This is a genomic window from Saccharibacter floricola DSM 15669, assembly GCF_000378165.1.
In the GTDB taxonomy this organism is placed as follows: domain Bacteria; phylum Pseudomonadota; class Alphaproteobacteria; order Acetobacterales; family Acetobacteraceae; genus Saccharibacter; species Saccharibacter floricola.
Genome location: NZ_KB899334.1, coordinates 112,928 through 127,646 on the forward strand (window position 1 = coordinate 112,928; position 14,719 = coordinate 127,646).

General features: G+C 47.8%; 11 protein-coding genes. 8 read left to right on the plus strand and 3 right to left on the minus strand.

What is annotated here, in order from left to right:
• The first annotated feature begins 16 nt into the window (after window positions 1-16).
• Window positions 17-673 (plus strand): ABC transporter ATP-binding protein, encoded by a 657-nt coding sequence (locus F457_RS0102415; RefSeq protein ID WP_018979539.1) that lies wholly within the window; start codon window positions 17-19, stop codon window positions 671-673.
• Between the two features lie 21 nt (window positions 674-694).
• Window positions 695-1,528 (plus strand): ABC transporter permease, encoded by an 834-nt coding sequence (locus tag F457_RS0102420; protein WP_245539091.1) that lies wholly within the window; start codon window positions 695-697, stop codon window positions 1,526-1,528.
• A 671-nt stretch (window positions 1,529-2,199) separates the two neighbouring features.
• Here the strand turns inward: F457_RS0102420 and F457_RS0102425 are convergent.
• The 3 genes from F457_RS0102425 to F457_RS0102435 are packed head-to-tail and all read right to left on the minus strand — an operon-like array spanning window position 2,200 to window position 8,967.
• Window positions 2,200-2,817, minus strand: a complete 618-nt coding sequence (locus tag F457_RS0102425) for a YceI family protein (RefSeq protein ID WP_018979541.1) — start codon at window positions 2,815-2,817, stop codon at window positions 2,200-2,202.
• A gap of 16 nt (window positions 2,818-2,833) precedes the next feature.
• On the minus strand, window positions 2,834-6,985 hold the full coding sequence (locus F457_RS0102430; protein ID WP_018979542.1) for a translocation/assembly module TamB domain-containing protein: 4,152 nt from the start codon (window positions 6,983-6,985) through the stop codon (window positions 2,834-2,836).
• On the minus strand, window positions 6,985-8,967 hold the full coding sequence (locus F457_RS0102435; protein WP_245539092.1) for an autotransporter assembly complex protein TamA: 1,983 nt from the start codon (window positions 8,965-8,967) through the stop codon (window positions 6,985-6,987). The genes F457_RS0102430 and F457_RS0102435 overlap by 1 nt, the downstream gene beginning before the upstream one ends.
• Window positions 8,968-9,194: 227 nt before the next feature.
• Between F457_RS0102435 and F457_RS0102440 the strand changes: the two genes are divergently transcribed.
• The 6 genes from F457_RS0102440 to F457_RS0102465 are packed head-to-tail and all read left to right on the plus strand — an operon-like array spanning window position 9,195 to window position 14,702.
• Window positions 9,195-10,139 carry a lysophospholipid acyltransferase family protein gene (locus F457_RS0102440; RefSeq protein WP_245539093.1) on the plus strand — a complete coding sequence of 315 codons (945 nt, stop codon included), beginning with the start codon at window positions 9,195-9,197 and terminating at the stop codon, window positions 10,137-10,139.
• 33 nt (window positions 10,140-10,172) lie between these two features.
• A complete protein-coding gene (gene miaB / locus F457_RS0102445) occupies window positions 10,173-11,558 on the plus strand; it encodes a tRNA (N6-isopentenyl adenosine(37)-C2)-methylthiotransferase MiaB (RefSeq protein WP_018979545.1) in 1,386 nt (461 codons plus the stop codon).
• Entirely contained in the window at window positions 11,555-12,646 is a 1,092-nt protein-coding gene (locus F457_RS0102450; protein WP_018979546.1) for a PhoH family protein, read from the plus strand. Before miaB ends, F457_RS0102450 begins: the two co-directional genes overlap by 4 nt.
• Window positions 12,615-13,106, plus strand: coding sequence for an rRNA maturation RNase YbeY (gene ybeY, locus F457_RS0102455; RefSeq protein ID WP_018979547.1), 492 nt, complete (start codon window positions 12,615-12,617; stop codon window positions 13,104-13,106). The genes F457_RS0102450 and ybeY overlap by 32 nt, the downstream gene beginning before the upstream one ends.
• On the plus strand, window positions 13,103-14,029 hold the full coding sequence (locus F457_RS0102460) for a hemolysin family protein (RefSeq protein WP_018979548.1): 927 nt from the start codon (window positions 13,103-13,105) through the stop codon (window positions 14,027-14,029). Before ybeY ends, F457_RS0102460 begins: the two co-directional genes overlap by 4 nt.
• A 58-nt stretch (window positions 14,030-14,087) precedes the next feature.
• Window positions 14,088-14,702, plus strand: coding sequence for a thioredoxin domain-containing protein (locus tag F457_RS0102465; RefSeq protein WP_018979549.1), 615 nt, complete (start codon window positions 14,088-14,090; stop codon window positions 14,700-14,702).
• Window positions 14,703-14,719: the final 17 nt, after the last annotated feature.

Consider the following 14,719-nt stretch of genomic DNA (forward strand, 5'->3'; position numbering starts at 1 on the left):
AGAGGTGAAAATTATCATGAATGATTTTGTTAAATGCATTGATTTAACTAAAAGATTTCATGTTGGAAAAACCTCTCGCCTAGTTTTAGACAAAGTAAATTTAGATGTAAGAAAAGGTGATAAAGTTGGGATCCTAGGCCGTAATGGTGCAGGCAAATCGACTCTCATAAAATTAATCGGAGGCGTCGAACAGCCAACTTCAGGAAAGATCCATAGAGGAATGACAGTTTCTTGGCCTTTAGCGTTTTCTGGAGCTTTCCAAGGGAGCTTATCTGGTCATGATAACTTGAGATTTATATGCAGGGTTTATGACCTGGACTATAAAGAAACCCTTGAATACGTAGAAGGCTTTGCTCAGCTAGGAAAACAATTTTATGATCCTGTCAAAACTTATTCATCAGGTATGCATGCACGATTAGCCTTTGCCCTTTCTTTGGCGATAGAATTTGATTGCTATTTAATAGATGAAGTTATTATGGTTGGGGATGCTCGATTTGCACAAAAATGTGAAGATGAATTATTTACTAAGCGCGCAGATCGAACCCTTCTTATCGTTTCGCATAGTACTGACTTTATAAAGTCAACATGCAATAGAAGTGTTTTAATTTATGATAGAAAGATACACTCTTGTTCTTCAGTTGAGGAAGGTATAGAGAAATATCATCTTCTCTAGATTTACCATATTAAGGATTCAATGATGGGTTCAGATACAACTCACAATAGGCGGAGTGCATTAAGACATGCTAATCCAACCCTATTACAAGCTTTTTTGGTTCAATACCGCGTAATTAAAGCCCTCATGATGAGAGAAATTCATACGAGATATGGAAGAGAAAATATAGGTTTCTTATGGGTTATAGGAGAGCCAATCCTTTTTTGTGCTGGCGTTGCCATCGTATGGACGGCTATCAGACCTTCTCACGAACATGGCCTTCCCATGACGGCAATGGTGGTAACCGGTTATATTCCACTTACAATGTATCGTCATACGATGGCCCGGTCCATCAAAGCGTATGCTGTCAATTCTACTTTGTTATTCCATAGACTTGTTACACCGCTAGATATCATCATAGCACGAACTATATTAGAAATATTTGGAACAATATTGGCCGGAGTTATAGTTTTGTTTGGATGTATTAGTCTTGGATATATGGAGCAACCCCAAGATTGGGGGCTAATATTCCTATCAACTGGACTAACTATTTATTTTTGCCTTGCATTTTCAATGATTATTGCAGCCTTAACGGAACGTTCTGATCTTCTAGAAAAAGCAATGGGAATATTTTCCTATCTTTCACTTCCTTTCACCGGAGCCTTTGTAATGGTGGAGTGGGTCCCTCCTCATTATAGATGGATTTTGCAGCTATCTCCATTATCTAATTGTATTGAAATGCTAAGAACAGGACAGTTTGGAATTCACGTTGTTACATATTATTCAGTAAGTTATATTTTAACATCATGTACGATCTTGATGATTATTGGGTTATATATGACCAAAAATATTAGACCTCATATTGACCTAGTGTAATAGACTTTTCAATCTAAAGAGTGCAATTCTGGACACTATTAGATATTGAAGACGAGGCGGATTTCTTATCTGCCTGTCATAAGTATTATAGAGTCCGTGTTTTTCTGATCAGAGCAGGTTCCTCTGAGAGAGGCTTATTGAAGGTGTCCGCTCAAAGAGAAAAGAAACCACCCAAGAACCGTCAGCGACGATTCTGCGATTTTTCTGGTGGCATCAGAACAGTCGACATGGCGCTCTTGGCTGCTCACGTGGAGGCTAGGCTTTGGTACAAAGCTTTGAAGTGGTACGGACGGACACGGTAAAGTGATGTCTTTCACGCTTTCACCTGAGCAAGCACATGAATTATCCTTTACTTATACCCCCCCCCCCTTGATGACCTTTCCCCACCGCCGGGTTATGGCATCTGCGTCCGTGGAGCACGTCCTATCATTTCAACACGGCGAAATGATCCTGACATCAGTTGTCCAAAATGGGCTTGCAGACACCGCCATCTGATTGACAATCTGTGAGCAAGCCTCAAAAAACGGCGGGCTGTCGCAACCCGATATGAAAAGACTGCTCTTTCCTTTCTCTTCGTTGCCTTCATTACTGTTACAGCAGACTCCCTTAATGTTATTAATAGTTTCAAAATCTCTATTGTATACTTTTAAAAGAAGAAAGTGGATCTAAATCTAATTATCTTTTTCGAATGCACCTGCAATACGAAGATCAACATTGTCTTCCACATAAGGAATGAACATTTTTATGCCGAAATCACTTCGTTTTATTGTTGTCTGAGCTTCAAATCCAGCCGTATATTTCTTGCTCATCATACTTGTGCCGGCTCCAATGAAACGTACTTTTAATATCTCTGGTTTCGTGACGCCATGCAGTGTTAATGCCCCCTCAACAGAAGCACTATCCTTCCCAGTCTTCACAATTTTAGTAGCCGAGAAATGAGCTGTCGGAAATTTTTCAGCATCAAACCACTCTTTACCTTTAAGTTCATCATTCAGCTTAGAGCTTGTGGTCAACAGTGAACTCAAAGGAACATCGATGCTGAGTGATGTATTCTTAACCTCAACGGGGTCGAGAACCATCGTCCCCTTTATCCCTGACAGAAGACCAGTGTAATGGCTAAATCCTAGATGAAGAACCGAAAAAACAACCTGTGTATGATTGGGGTCAACGTGATACGTCCCCGCACTGACTTGGCCTGAGGCAGGATCCGTCTGTGCAATAGCTGGCATCCCCCATGACAAAGCCATAACAAGCGACGTCGCTACAATGGGGTAAGAGACTTTCATCATGCACTTTCCTTAGACATTAATAATCGATTCCATAGGACAACCCCACACTAGAACCGGGGTCATTTTCAGGTGTCGTAAAGCCTGTTACCTGTCCGCCTGTTCCTACGGTCGTATTCAGCTTGAGATTTTTGGTAAGATCAACACGTACTTGTGCCTGAGCACCCTTACCAGACAATCCCTCTCTAGCACCAACATAGACACCCTTCATCACATATTTTCCAGCTTCAACGCTACTTCCCCCATTTTCGACGCTTCCCCCTCCACCTATACCGAGATGGTCTAACCCTAAGGTGTTCCGCACTGTTCCTAGTGGATCAAAAGCCGATCCCCCTGTAATTTGCACGACAGCCGCCCCGAGCTCTGCTAACTGTGTTGCAGAGAGCGACCCTCTATTTTGCCCAAAAAGAAGAATGGAAAGAACCTCATCACGAGGAAGTTGTGGTGTGGAAACAAAATCAATTTTGGGAGTACTCGCATGCCCGGAAACAAGAAGACTCGCTAAAGTACCATTTGCGTTTCTGTCCGCTCTAAAGTCTACAGTGGGGTCAATCTTATTTGTTACGCCGGCTCCATCAAACCCAACTCTTCCTTGGGTAAAATTAAGGCTAATCCCCGCAAGATTAAAGCTTCCCCGCCGCAGATCAACTCCTCCTGCGATAGCCGGTGATGCACTCGTTCCTCCAACATTGAGCTTCGCTTGCATCTCAGCAAAGAGCCCATGCCCTCGCACGAAAAGCTTCCCCGGAGATGTCACATCGACATTTAACCCAATAATGAGAGGAGGAGCGGCAGCCTTCCTCTCCTGCTCTTTTTGTAGAGAAATAAGCTCCAGCTGTGGAACAGAAGCCGGCATTGAGTCTGGAATAGTAATAGAAGCCTCTGGGATCTTTACCTTCCCTGCAACATCCAAACGAGTTGTCGCTTGGCCAAAAATATGCAGCTGGCTATCAACCGTTTCCTCAAGCATGTCACTTTGCAATGGTTGAGCATGATCCATAACAAAATTGAGATCAACCGGCAGCCCTGGACGAAGGGCTCCGACCTCCCCTGTCAGATTCATCGTCCCTTTACCTGCATGAATAAGGAAACGTTGAATATGTACCGTATCACCATCAGCGGTGACGTCTCCTGTAATACCAGAAAGATGAACACCTTGAGCATAATGATCGAAACTTCCGTCGCGCATCGTGACCTGACCTGTCACACGCGGTTGCTTCAACGCTCCATTCACGGCCATATCAAGAGAAAGCTGACCACTTACCCCCATGCCTGAAGCACCTAACAGGGCATTGGCTAAAGAAAGGTCAACATTCCCTTTTGCTGTGAGACCGAATTTCCCATCACCTTGCAAAGGGACAGCTCCCTGCACAGCCATCAGAGCCCCTTTCCCTGCCTCCAAATGCGCTTGAACTTGGGCTATTTTCCCATGCAGATCTGTTTGTACATGGAATGAGGCTGGAGGGAGAGAAGCGCCTGGGTCTGTCTTCATATGCAGCCCACGCCCATCCATAGTGACCTGCCCTACAGGAGCCAATAAGGAACCATGTACAGCAGCATGAGCATCAAGCACACCATCAGCCTTCAATGATGGCACAAAAGGTGTCGCTAGCTCCGGCGTAACATGCTGGATAGACGCTTCAAGTGCTAAATCTGGTTTGATATGCCCAGCGACATTGATCATTGCCGATTGACTACGCCCTGCCTGCAACGTTGCTCTCAAATGGTCAACACCAGTCGTCGCTCCATATGACATAGTAGCTGGAGCCATTAACTGAAGCTGCTCTCCCTTTACATCTGCCTTAAGACTTTTCAGCTTAAGCTGCTTTTCAGGGATATTTTCGACAGCCGCCATCGTTAAATGGGCAGCCCCACCCAGAATATGGTCAAAATCCCCTTTTGTTGTGAGTGCTAACGCTGACTGAGGCCCTATAATGTGCGCTTGAAGATTCCCCGTGATTTTTTGAGCCTTTATCCCTTCAACTATTAAGCGAATATCTGCGTAAGGATCATCTGGTAAGTGATTAAGCGTGCCTTTAAGGTCAATATGCCTCAAAGCATAATCGGCCATCGCCACTTGGCCATCCACAGCTAATTGTAAACGTTCCTGTTCAGATTCACTTTTCTGTCCCGCTTGTCCTTCTTGCTGCGTATGTAACCCAACGGTGAGATGCCCACTGATGGGTTTACCAACCAATGGACGAAAAACATCCAATCGGCGAATAGCAACATCAAGGTCTCCTTTCGGAATTTTGTGCCCAGCGGGGAGAATCACGAACCCTTTCCCTTGCATACTCGCCCAGTCTAAAGCTTTGAGATCAAGAGTTAGAGAACCTTGTGTGTCACGCTTAAAATTGGCCCGCACTTGTACCGGCGACCGATTTAGCTCACCCGTAAGCTGCACCCCGCCATCTGGATATGATGGGAGGTGTTCAACATGAGCCTCCAGAGAAAGTGGTGCTGTTTTTATAACAGTTCCTGCTCTTTGAATGCCAAAGAGACTTTTCAGCGTTACTGTTGCCTCAAGGTCATTGAGCGCTCCTTGAGCTAAAACCGCCAAATCTGCCTTGCCGCGTAAGGTCGATTGAGCACGACTGAGGTCGGGCAAACGCACATTAAAAGAGGATGAAAGATGCTGATCTCCACTTAATGTTGCCTGCCCATCAAGATGAAGCGCCGCACCATTGAGCGTGAGTTCTTCTAGATGAACCGCATGGTCAGCTGTACGTTTAACGCGAAGCTGCAATTGCCCGTCACGCCCTATCAACTGAGCCGCCTGCTCTTGCCCTCCCGTAATGGAAAGAACTCCTTTGAGCTGGGCCGTTAGATCGTCCTTTTTAGTCTCAGGTAACGCAAAATCTGCATCAAATTGAGTTTTCCCCTGCAAGGACGTTCCGCCCATCGCCCCAGCTAACCCTTCCAACCGAGGAAGAATGAGCGCCAAATGCCCCGACGCAGCAGGCGATAATTTTCCAGATAGAGCTAACTGTAAGAGATCATGTTTCACCGTGAGTGAAAAAGGACGCAACGTTTCCATGGGTTGCATCCCTGCCTCAAGAAAAACGGGGGACAATGCAAAAAGTCTCGGAGCCTTGCCCGGTATCCTCAGCCCATCAATTTGTCCTTTTAAACTCAGCCTCTGGTTCGTATCACCTAAGTCGACATGAATATTTTGTGCCCCGCTCCCGGCCACTGACAATCCCTGAATCGTCAGAGTTCCATTCCCAGCGGGCGCGGCCATACTTCCATGTAGGTTCGCGGCGAGATTAATACTCTCCCAGCCAATGTCAGGACGCAGTGTCATTTGCGGAGATGTCACATGAACAGACAAATCTCCTGCCCGCTGAAGAGGATCAACCGTTCCAGAAATTGTGCTCTGCAAAGGGCCTGATGGAGCCTGCCCTGCTTTCATCCCCATAGACAGATTTAAATGACGGGGAGGGCCATGAATATCGACCCGCAAAGAAAGCGGATCGAGAGCTGGAAGATGCCCAAAGAGACCAACTAGCCCTTCTGCCCCCTCGTCAAAACGCAGCGTAGCATCCGTGTATTTACGCTGTATGGCTGCATTAAGATGAATCGTCCCTGCTTGGTCTTTTCTCTGAATATTCAGTCCAATTGCCATGACCGGCAAAGCATCAAACCGCAAGGGAGCTGAAAAATCAGCGATATTATGAATAAAAGCATGCCCAAAAAGAGACAAAGCAAGAGCCTGTCCAACGAGATCATGACCAAGATCAATCTCCTTGACGGACAGTTCATCAATACGCACGCCTAGAGAAGGCAGCGATGACTTCTTAGATGCTGGCTCGGGCGGTGTGGAGGAAATGGGGGGCCGAGCCACCTCAAGCTTTGCTGCACGTAAAAACGTTACATGAACAGTCTTACGCATAAGATCTAACAAACCTACACGCAAATCTGCCTTTTCTAATGTAAGCCAGATACCCTTATGATCCTGAAGGGTGGCATGATCTACCGTCAACCGCCACGGGAGAATACGTGAAAGGCCCTTAGCATGTACCATATCCCCAGTGAGTGAAGGCAGCTTATCTTCAATCAAACGCTCCCCATAAGGCGTATTAGCCGCAACAAGCACTCCCGCCACAAGAACTAACGGCACACCTGCCAGGAGAGACAGTGCATAGAGAGCAATTTTATGCATCCGTTTCATTAAAAAGTCTCCCCAAGCCCTAAATAGAGCTCCCATTTATCGCCGCGATAAGGACGGTTCATAGGTAATGCAACATCAACACGCACAGGGCCAATGGGTGTGAAATAACGCACACCACCGCCATAACCGACCCGTAATTTTCCATGCCCGGGAATAGAAGATGACCCTACCTGCCCAGCGTCAGCAAACGCCACAACCCCGAAATTTTTAGGGAGCTTTTGACGAAATTCTACTGTTCCAGCATCCATAGAAGTCCCCCCAACGGCATATTTTGTTCTGCCATATTGGGGGCCCACCCCTTGATAACGGAAGCCACGCACAGTAGCTGGGCCCCCAGCATAAAAACGCTGATCGGGTGGAATATTCCACGTTGAAGCCCCTTGAATTGACCCCACGCTTCCTCGTAAAGCAATCACGCTGTTGCCAGGGCGGCTAATGCCCAAATGATGCAAATCAAAATAAGTCGCTATTTGCGCATTCATCGGCAAGAAAAAAGATGTGTCATGTTCTAAGGAAACTGAAGGCGTGACCCCCACAGTAAAGCGGAAACCATGTGTCGCCGGTTCAATAGGGTTACTACGGTGCGTATTATCAAAGTTCACTTGCAATGGGACAGATGCAATAAAATAATTACGTGATGTTCCAAACTGAATAATCTGCTCTTGCTCCAAAGAGAGAGCACCACTCACAAACCAATCTTTCCCAATAGGCTGCGACACCCCACCATGCGCCAACCAAGCCGTCTGATGGTAGGAATATAAAAGCTGCCTTAACGCTTCAACACGCAAATTCAAGATCCGACTGCGCTCCATAAAGTCAGGCTTATTGAAGTCAGCATAAATATCATACCCCAATCCCTGCTGGGCAGTTCCACCGAGGCCTGTTGCAATAGCCGCAAGGCGGAGCTGTTCCCCTCTCCCTAAGAGATTACGATGCAACCATGTAACCCCCGCTCTTCCGCCTAAGTCTGTTGAATAACCAACATCAGCGGTAATACGGTGGCGCTTCCCTTCGATAAAATCAAAGTTAAGGGGCATGGCTCCATTAATGCCTGCCATTAAGTTCTGCGTTTGTGGAACAGGCTGCACTTTTTTGCCATCTTTAACCTGCACCGAAGAAAAAAGCCCCGTCCCGCCTAGGTCTGTTCGAGCAGCTTCGATCACAGATGGTTGATATAGCTGCCCCTCATGAATCGTAAGACGGCGATATATATAATCAGCTTTTACGTGTTTGAGGCCATTCAACGTGAAAGAACCAAGAACAACTTTTGGCCCACGATTAAGAAAGAAACCTGCATCAATAGTTTTTCTCTCAGTATTCAAAACCGCTTGAGGGGCTGAAACACTCGCCTGCGCGTACCCTTGCTCTTGTAAATAAGTCAAAAGCCGGCTCGGTATGGCGAGAATATTCGCAGCAATTGCAGGGTCACCCTCATGAACCTGCAGAACACCTTGCTCTCCCACCGTTAGTTTGTTTTCCTTCGCAGACAATAACGATTCTGTCGTTCCGCTCTTTCCTAAGACAAAGAAAAGCCTTCCCACTTTAAACTGAAGCCCAAGCACAGCTGAAATACGACATTCAACTGTTTTACCTGGGGGTAAGGCTGCCAGAAATGACGCAAGCTGTACATCATCTCCTTCAAGTGACTTTCCCTCCGCGAGAACTTTAATCCCCACATGACCAACATAATATCCACGTGATCGTAGGGCTCCCATAAGGCGCTCATAATCCCCACGAATACGCCCAGCCAGCGCGTAAGGACTAACATCATGTGTTTTTTGTAATGACTTTAAGGAAGACGCCGCCCCCATTCCTTTAGTCACATCAGAATCAGCCGTGGGAGTAATCGCAGTATGATACGCGATCGTTGTAGACTGATCAGCATGCGCTTTTGGAAGCTCACTGCCAAAGGAAGATTGCCCTACCCAGCCAATGATGATTACAGCGACCCTAGCGATCACCCTAGTAAATGGAGGCCTCACACCATCATCCTCAACGCCTTATGACACACCAATAACAGCTATATTTTACGCCATAGCAAAGAATATAAAAAAACTAACTAAGAAACCCAGCTTATTTATGGTAGCCTTAAAACGAATGTAGCTCTTCGCTTCATCATCCCTTAATGATGATTGAAGATCACGATTGCCTTGCCGCCATAAAGGTGCTTATCACGTATCTCATGTCTTCTGTCACGCCTCTCTTGAAAATGCGCCAACACTCTAGCAAGCAACGCCCTCATTTCGATCCGTCTCAGCTCATTCATCGTCAATGCCCCACAACTCCGTCTTCAGTGTGGCGCACGATGCGTTGTGTCTGCCGTCTTTCTGCTGTGCTTGCATGGAGCCTCATCGGCTGTGGCCTCCAAATGCTTTGCGTGATCCTTCCAGGGAAGATGAATCTTCTTTTCCCTCTCTTATTTTGGCGCGTTCTTTGTTTTTTGCTCGGAATCAATATCCGTCAACTTGGCACAATGGCTGGGCATCTCTCCTCTCGTAAAGATGGTCGACGTGTTGTTTTTGTTTCTAACCACACATCCTGGCTTGACGTCTTAGTATTGGGATCCGTACTCCCTGTTTTTTTTATCGCAAAAGCAGATGTTAGAAACTGGCCTTTTATCGGCTTTCTAACGCGAATTGGCGGCACAATTTATATCACACGCAACCGTCAGGAAGCGGCCCAAAATGTGCAAAATGTTCTGGAACGCCTCATTAAAGGGTACAATATTGCTTTTTTCCCTGAAGGGACCACATCTGACGGAAGCGCTGTAAGGCCATTCCTCTCCTCACTTTTTGCGATTGCCAAACCAACGAAAAAAGAGAAAGAAAGAGAAAGAAAGACTGGCCAAGAACTCCCTCCCCTTCTTATCCAACCGATTTCTCTCACATATGACCAACTTGAAGGTCTCCCTGTCGGACGTTCACGCCGGGCTTCCGTTTTTTCATGGTTTGGTGATATGTATCTCATGCCGCATGTATGGTCTTTGGGGAAATGGCGCTCTATGCGCGCAACCATCCTCTTCCATGAACCTTTAAAGCCTGAGGACTTTCCTTCCCGAAAAGCCCTTGCCAGTGCGTCTTATGACCTCATCCGCAGGGGTAATGAAGCCCTCAGACAAAACCGTGTTGACCCTTCATCCCCACACCGCCTTTAATCGGTTCTTTTAGAAAGTTCACTTTTAACGCCCATGTCTGAACACGTTTCTCCTTCTTCGACACCGCATGGTTTGCACATCATCACTTGGGGCTGCCAGATGAATGTGTATGACAGTGCGCGTATGGCCGATGTCTTACGACCACTGGGATATGCTCCCGTTGATCGTCCTGAAAACGCAGATATGATCATCCTCAATACATGTCATATCCGTGAAAAAGCTGCGGAAAAAGTATTTTCGGAGTTAGGACGACTGCGTAAAATTACTGAGGAACGTAAGGAGACAACCGGAAAATCGACGTTCTTAGCCGTCGCAGGATGTGTTGCGCAGGCTGAAGGGAAAGAAATCCTAGCGCGCGCTCCTTATGTTGATCTAGTTCTCGGCCCACAAACTTATCACCGTTTGCCTGAGATGGTGGCACGCGTTGCGCGTGCCGGTGGCGGCGTTATTGATACGGATTTCCCGGTCGAAGCGAAATTCGACTTTCTGCCAGAAGAAGCCGCTCCACAGACAAGTGCAAACCTCACCGCCTTTCTCACCATCCAAGAAGGCTGTGATAAATTCTGCTCTTTCTGTGTCGTCCCTTACACCCGTGGTGCTGAGACGAGCCGCCCTGTATCCTCCGTCTTGGACGAGGCTAAGCGCCTTGTTGAAAGCGGCGTCAAGGAAATCACTCTCCTTGGTCAAAATGTGAATGCCTATCACGGCACATGGGAAGGGCGTTCCGTCACTTTAGCCGAGCTTGCTGATAAGCTCAGGAGCATCCATGGTCTTGAACGCCTCCGCTACATGACCTCTCATCCACGCGATATGGAAGAGACGCTCATTGAAGCCCATCGCGATAATCCGATCTTCATGCCTTTCTTGCACCTTCCCGTGCAAAGCGGTTCTGACCGTATTTTAAAGGCCATGAACCGTGGTCATACAGCTGATGAATATCGTAATATTATCACGCGTCTTCGCCAAGCGCGGCCCGACATCGCTTTGTCCTCAGACTTTATCGTTGGGCACCCTGGTGAAACGGATGAGGACTTTGAAGCCACGATGCAACTGGTGAAAGATGTGACCTTCGCCTGTACTTATAGCTTTAAATACTCGGCTCGTCCGGGCACGCCTGCCGCTGGGCAACCTTTTCAGGTTCCAGAGGATGTGAAAGACCGCCGTCTCGCACGCTTACAGGCACTTCTCCGTGAGCAACAAGATGCGTTTAATGCTTCCCTTCTTGGCACTGTTCAAGATATCCTCGTCAGCAGTACGGGCCGAAAGCCAGGGCAAGTTATGGGACGTTCCCCTTATCTTCAGCCTGTGCATTTTGAAGGAGACCCATCACTGATTGGTCGCGTTGTTAAGGTTCGTATCACAACACAACGCACAAACTCCCTCGGGGGTGTTTTGTGTGAGGAGGCATTGGCCGTTTGACTTCGTCTGCCAAAACTTCATCCTTTTCTCCCTCCAGCGGAGAACATCGTACAACCACGTTGCGATTTAATGACAACCACCTGCTTCAAAAGCTCGTTGGAGATCATAACCGCTACCTTACGAAACTTGAGCACGGGCTTGATGTTCGCTTAACATGTCGAGGTAATAGAATTGCGGTTTCTGGGTCTCCAGAGACCGTTGAGCAGGCCCAAGCAGCCCTGATCGCTCTTTACCGTCAGGTTGAGCAAGGGCATAGTCTTGACGCAGAACATATTGAGGGAATTATTCGCCTCAGCTCTCTTCCTTCCTCTCGTCAAGCAGCCCCTATGCCTCATTCCTCCCCAGCTCGTGAGCATCCACCTGCAGCCCGCCTAAAAGACCTTCCAACCATCCAAACGAAGCGCGGTGTACTCTCTCCTCGCTCCCACGGGCAGACAGCCTATATGGAAGCGCTAGCCCAGCAAGAAATGGTCTTCGGAATTGGGCCAGCAGGCACGGGAAAAACCTACCTCGCCGTGGCGCAGGCCGTCGCCATGTTTCAAGCAGGCCAGGTCGATCGTATCATTCTCTCACGTCCCGCCGTTGAAGCCGGTGAACGTCTCGGGTTTCTACCTGGTGATATGCGTGAGAAAATTGATCCTTATCTACGGCCTCTCTATGACGCCCTACATGACATGATGCCAGGGGACCAAGTGACGCGGCGTATGAGCAGTGGTGAAATTGAAGTCGCTCCTCTCGCCTTCATGCGTGGCCGTACACTAGGCCATGCTTATGTCATCTTGGATGAAGCACAGAACACGACCCCTGCTCAGATGAAAATGTTCCTCACGCGGATGGGACCCAATACCCATATGGCCATCACAGGCGATATGAGCCAAATTGACCTTCCCGCAGGCGTTACATCTGGCTTAAAGGATGCTGTTGCAACACTTGAAGGGGTGCAAGGCATTTCAATCTGCCATCTCACCGCGCTTGATGTGGTACGTCATCCACTTGTCTCTCGTATCGTTGAAGCTTACGATCATTCCTCTTCCGACACCTCATCCCGGGAAGCTCATGACACCGCGAAACCCTATCGCACGCGCTGATCTTATTGTAGAATCGATGCGTTGGTATGGCGCTATTAGCGACCTTGATCGCCTTGTGCAGCGAACATGCCAGATGGTGCGCCGTTTTGGTGGGATAAATGCTAACCAACAAACAGCACCGTCGCTGCTTTTCTCTGACGATCAGCATGTAAAGAAACTCAACTTCCAATTCCGTGGGAAGAACAAGCCAACGAATGTTTTAACATTCGAACCCCTTAGCCCACAGCATGGCGGCGATATTGTCCTTGCTTACGAGACAATGAAGCGTGAAGCCGACAAAGCTCAACGCCCATTGCGAGCGCATGTGACACATCTGCTTGTTCATGGCCTCCTGCATCTCGCTGGGCATGACCATCTCCATCCAGGTGAAGCACGCCGTATGGAAACGTTAGAAACTTATATTATGCGTCGTATGGGGTTCCCTGACCCTTGGAAAACCGGAGCAAAGCCACACGCATGACGTCCGATCATTCCTCAAGTTCTCTTTCAAGCTTTTTCAACTTTTTCCATCGAAAAAGTCGGGACTATAGCCTTCGTCATGCGATTGAAGAAATCGTCAGCGAAGCCTCCCACCGCGCGGCCACATCGCAAGAAACACCTGAGCTTGACCGCCAAGAGCGCGCCCTCATCATGAATGTTCTGCATTTGCGTAACATTACAGCCGATGACGTCATGGTACCTCGGGCAGATATCGTCGCCATGCCCGACCATATCTCTTTTGAAGATGCACTCGCCCTTGTTCGGCAGGAACATCACTCCCGTATGCCGGTCTATCATGACCAGCTTGATGATATTGTGGGAATGATCCACGTCAAAGACCTCATCACTCACCTTGATGAGAAAGCCCCTTTTAATATTCAATCGCTCTTACGCCAGCCCTTATTAATTGCACCCACAATCCCTGTGCTGGATCTTCAATTACAAATGCGGCAACGCCGTACTCATATGGCTCTCGTCATTGACGAATATGGCAGTATCGACGGACTTGTCACGATTGAAGACCTCATTGAGAAAATTGTGGGTGACATCTCCGACGAACATGATGACCCCGTAGAAACACCGTGGATTGAACGGCCTGATGGGTCTATCGACCTTGACGCACGGCTTTCCGTTAAAGAGCTAGAGCAACGCTTCGGAGAGGTTCTTACGTCCGAAGAGCGTGAAGCTGAAATTGAAACAGTCGGTGGGCTTGTCTTCCATCTTGCCGAACATGTCCCTGCTCGTGATGAAGTGCTCACCCACCCAAGCGGCATAGAATTCCGTGTGCTAGAAGCTGATGCGCGCCATATCCTCACCCTCAGGATGCATTTACCTCCTGACTGGAGCAAAAGGCACGATCCTCCCAACTTAGAAGAAGACACATCACCAGCCCTTGACGCTTAAACGGCTCTATGTCGTTGATAGAGTTATTCTCCGCTTTCTTCATTAAGGAATTTTAGTCGTGACCCAGCGTCTTCTCTCTCGCCGTGCCATGTTAGGTGCGCTTCCTGCTTTTGCTGCAAGCACGCAATTTGCACGTGCAGCGGAAACGCCAGATACACGCTTCACCCCTCGTATTATTGGCAATCCTCATGCCCCTGTCCTCGTACAGGAATGGTTTTCCCTCACCTGCACACATTGCGCGCATTTCGCGACAGACGTCTTCCCCGAAGTGCGGAAGAAATTCATTGATACAGGAAAAATTCGCTACCAGTTTCACGACTTCCCACTTGATCAAATTGGCCTGATTGCCGCCGCGGTTGCTCGCTCGTTGCCAGAAGAGCGTTATGAACCTTTCATCATGTCTCTGTTCTCACGTTTACAGCAATGGGCGTTCAGCTCTAACGATCCGATTGAGCATTTACGTCAGGAAGCCGCTCTTGCTGGTATGGCCCCTAGCCGCTTTGACGCTATCCGTAACGATCAAACCCTTGCTAAAGCGCTGTATGAGCAATCGCAAAATGATGGCCGTATCTATTCCATCCAAGGCACGCCGTATTTCCGTTTCAATGACAAACCTTTCGCCCAAGACCCCGAAACTATTGAAAAATTTGCTGAATTAGTGCGTAACGCCTAAAAGCGTTTCTTTACCAT

Bases quoted from the DNA above. Each gene is read 5' to 3' on its own strand.
- F457_RS0102415 (WP_018979539.1), top strand. From the start codon at position 17: ATGAATGATTTTGTTAAATGCATTGATTTAACTAAAAGATTTCATGTT.
- F457_RS0102420 (WP_245539091.1), top strand. From the start codon at position 695: ATGATGGGTTCAGATACAACTCACAATAGGCGGAGTGCATTAAGACAT.
- F457_RS0102425 (WP_018979541.1), bottom strand. From the start codon at position 2,817: ATGATGAAAGTCTCTTACCCCATTGTAGCGACGTCGCTTGTTATGGCT.
- F457_RS0102430 (WP_018979542.1), bottom strand. From the start codon at position 6,985: ATGAAACGGATGCATAAAATTGCTCTCTATGCACTGTCTCTCCTGGCA.
- F457_RS0102440 (WP_245539093.1), top strand. From the start codon at position 9,195: ATGCGCCAACACTCTAGCAAGCAACGCCCTCATTTCGATCCGTCTCAG.
- miaB (WP_018979545.1), top strand. From the start codon at position 10,173: ATGTCTGAACACGTTTCTCCTTCTTCGACACCGCATGGTTTGCACATC.
- ybeY (WP_018979547.1), top strand. From the start codon at position 12,615: ATGACACCGCGAAACCCTATCGCACGCGCTGATCTTATTGTAGAATCG.
- F457_RS0102460 (WP_018979548.1), top strand. From the start codon at position 13,103: ATGACGTCCGATCATTCCTCAAGTTCTCTTTCAAGCTTTTTCAACTTT.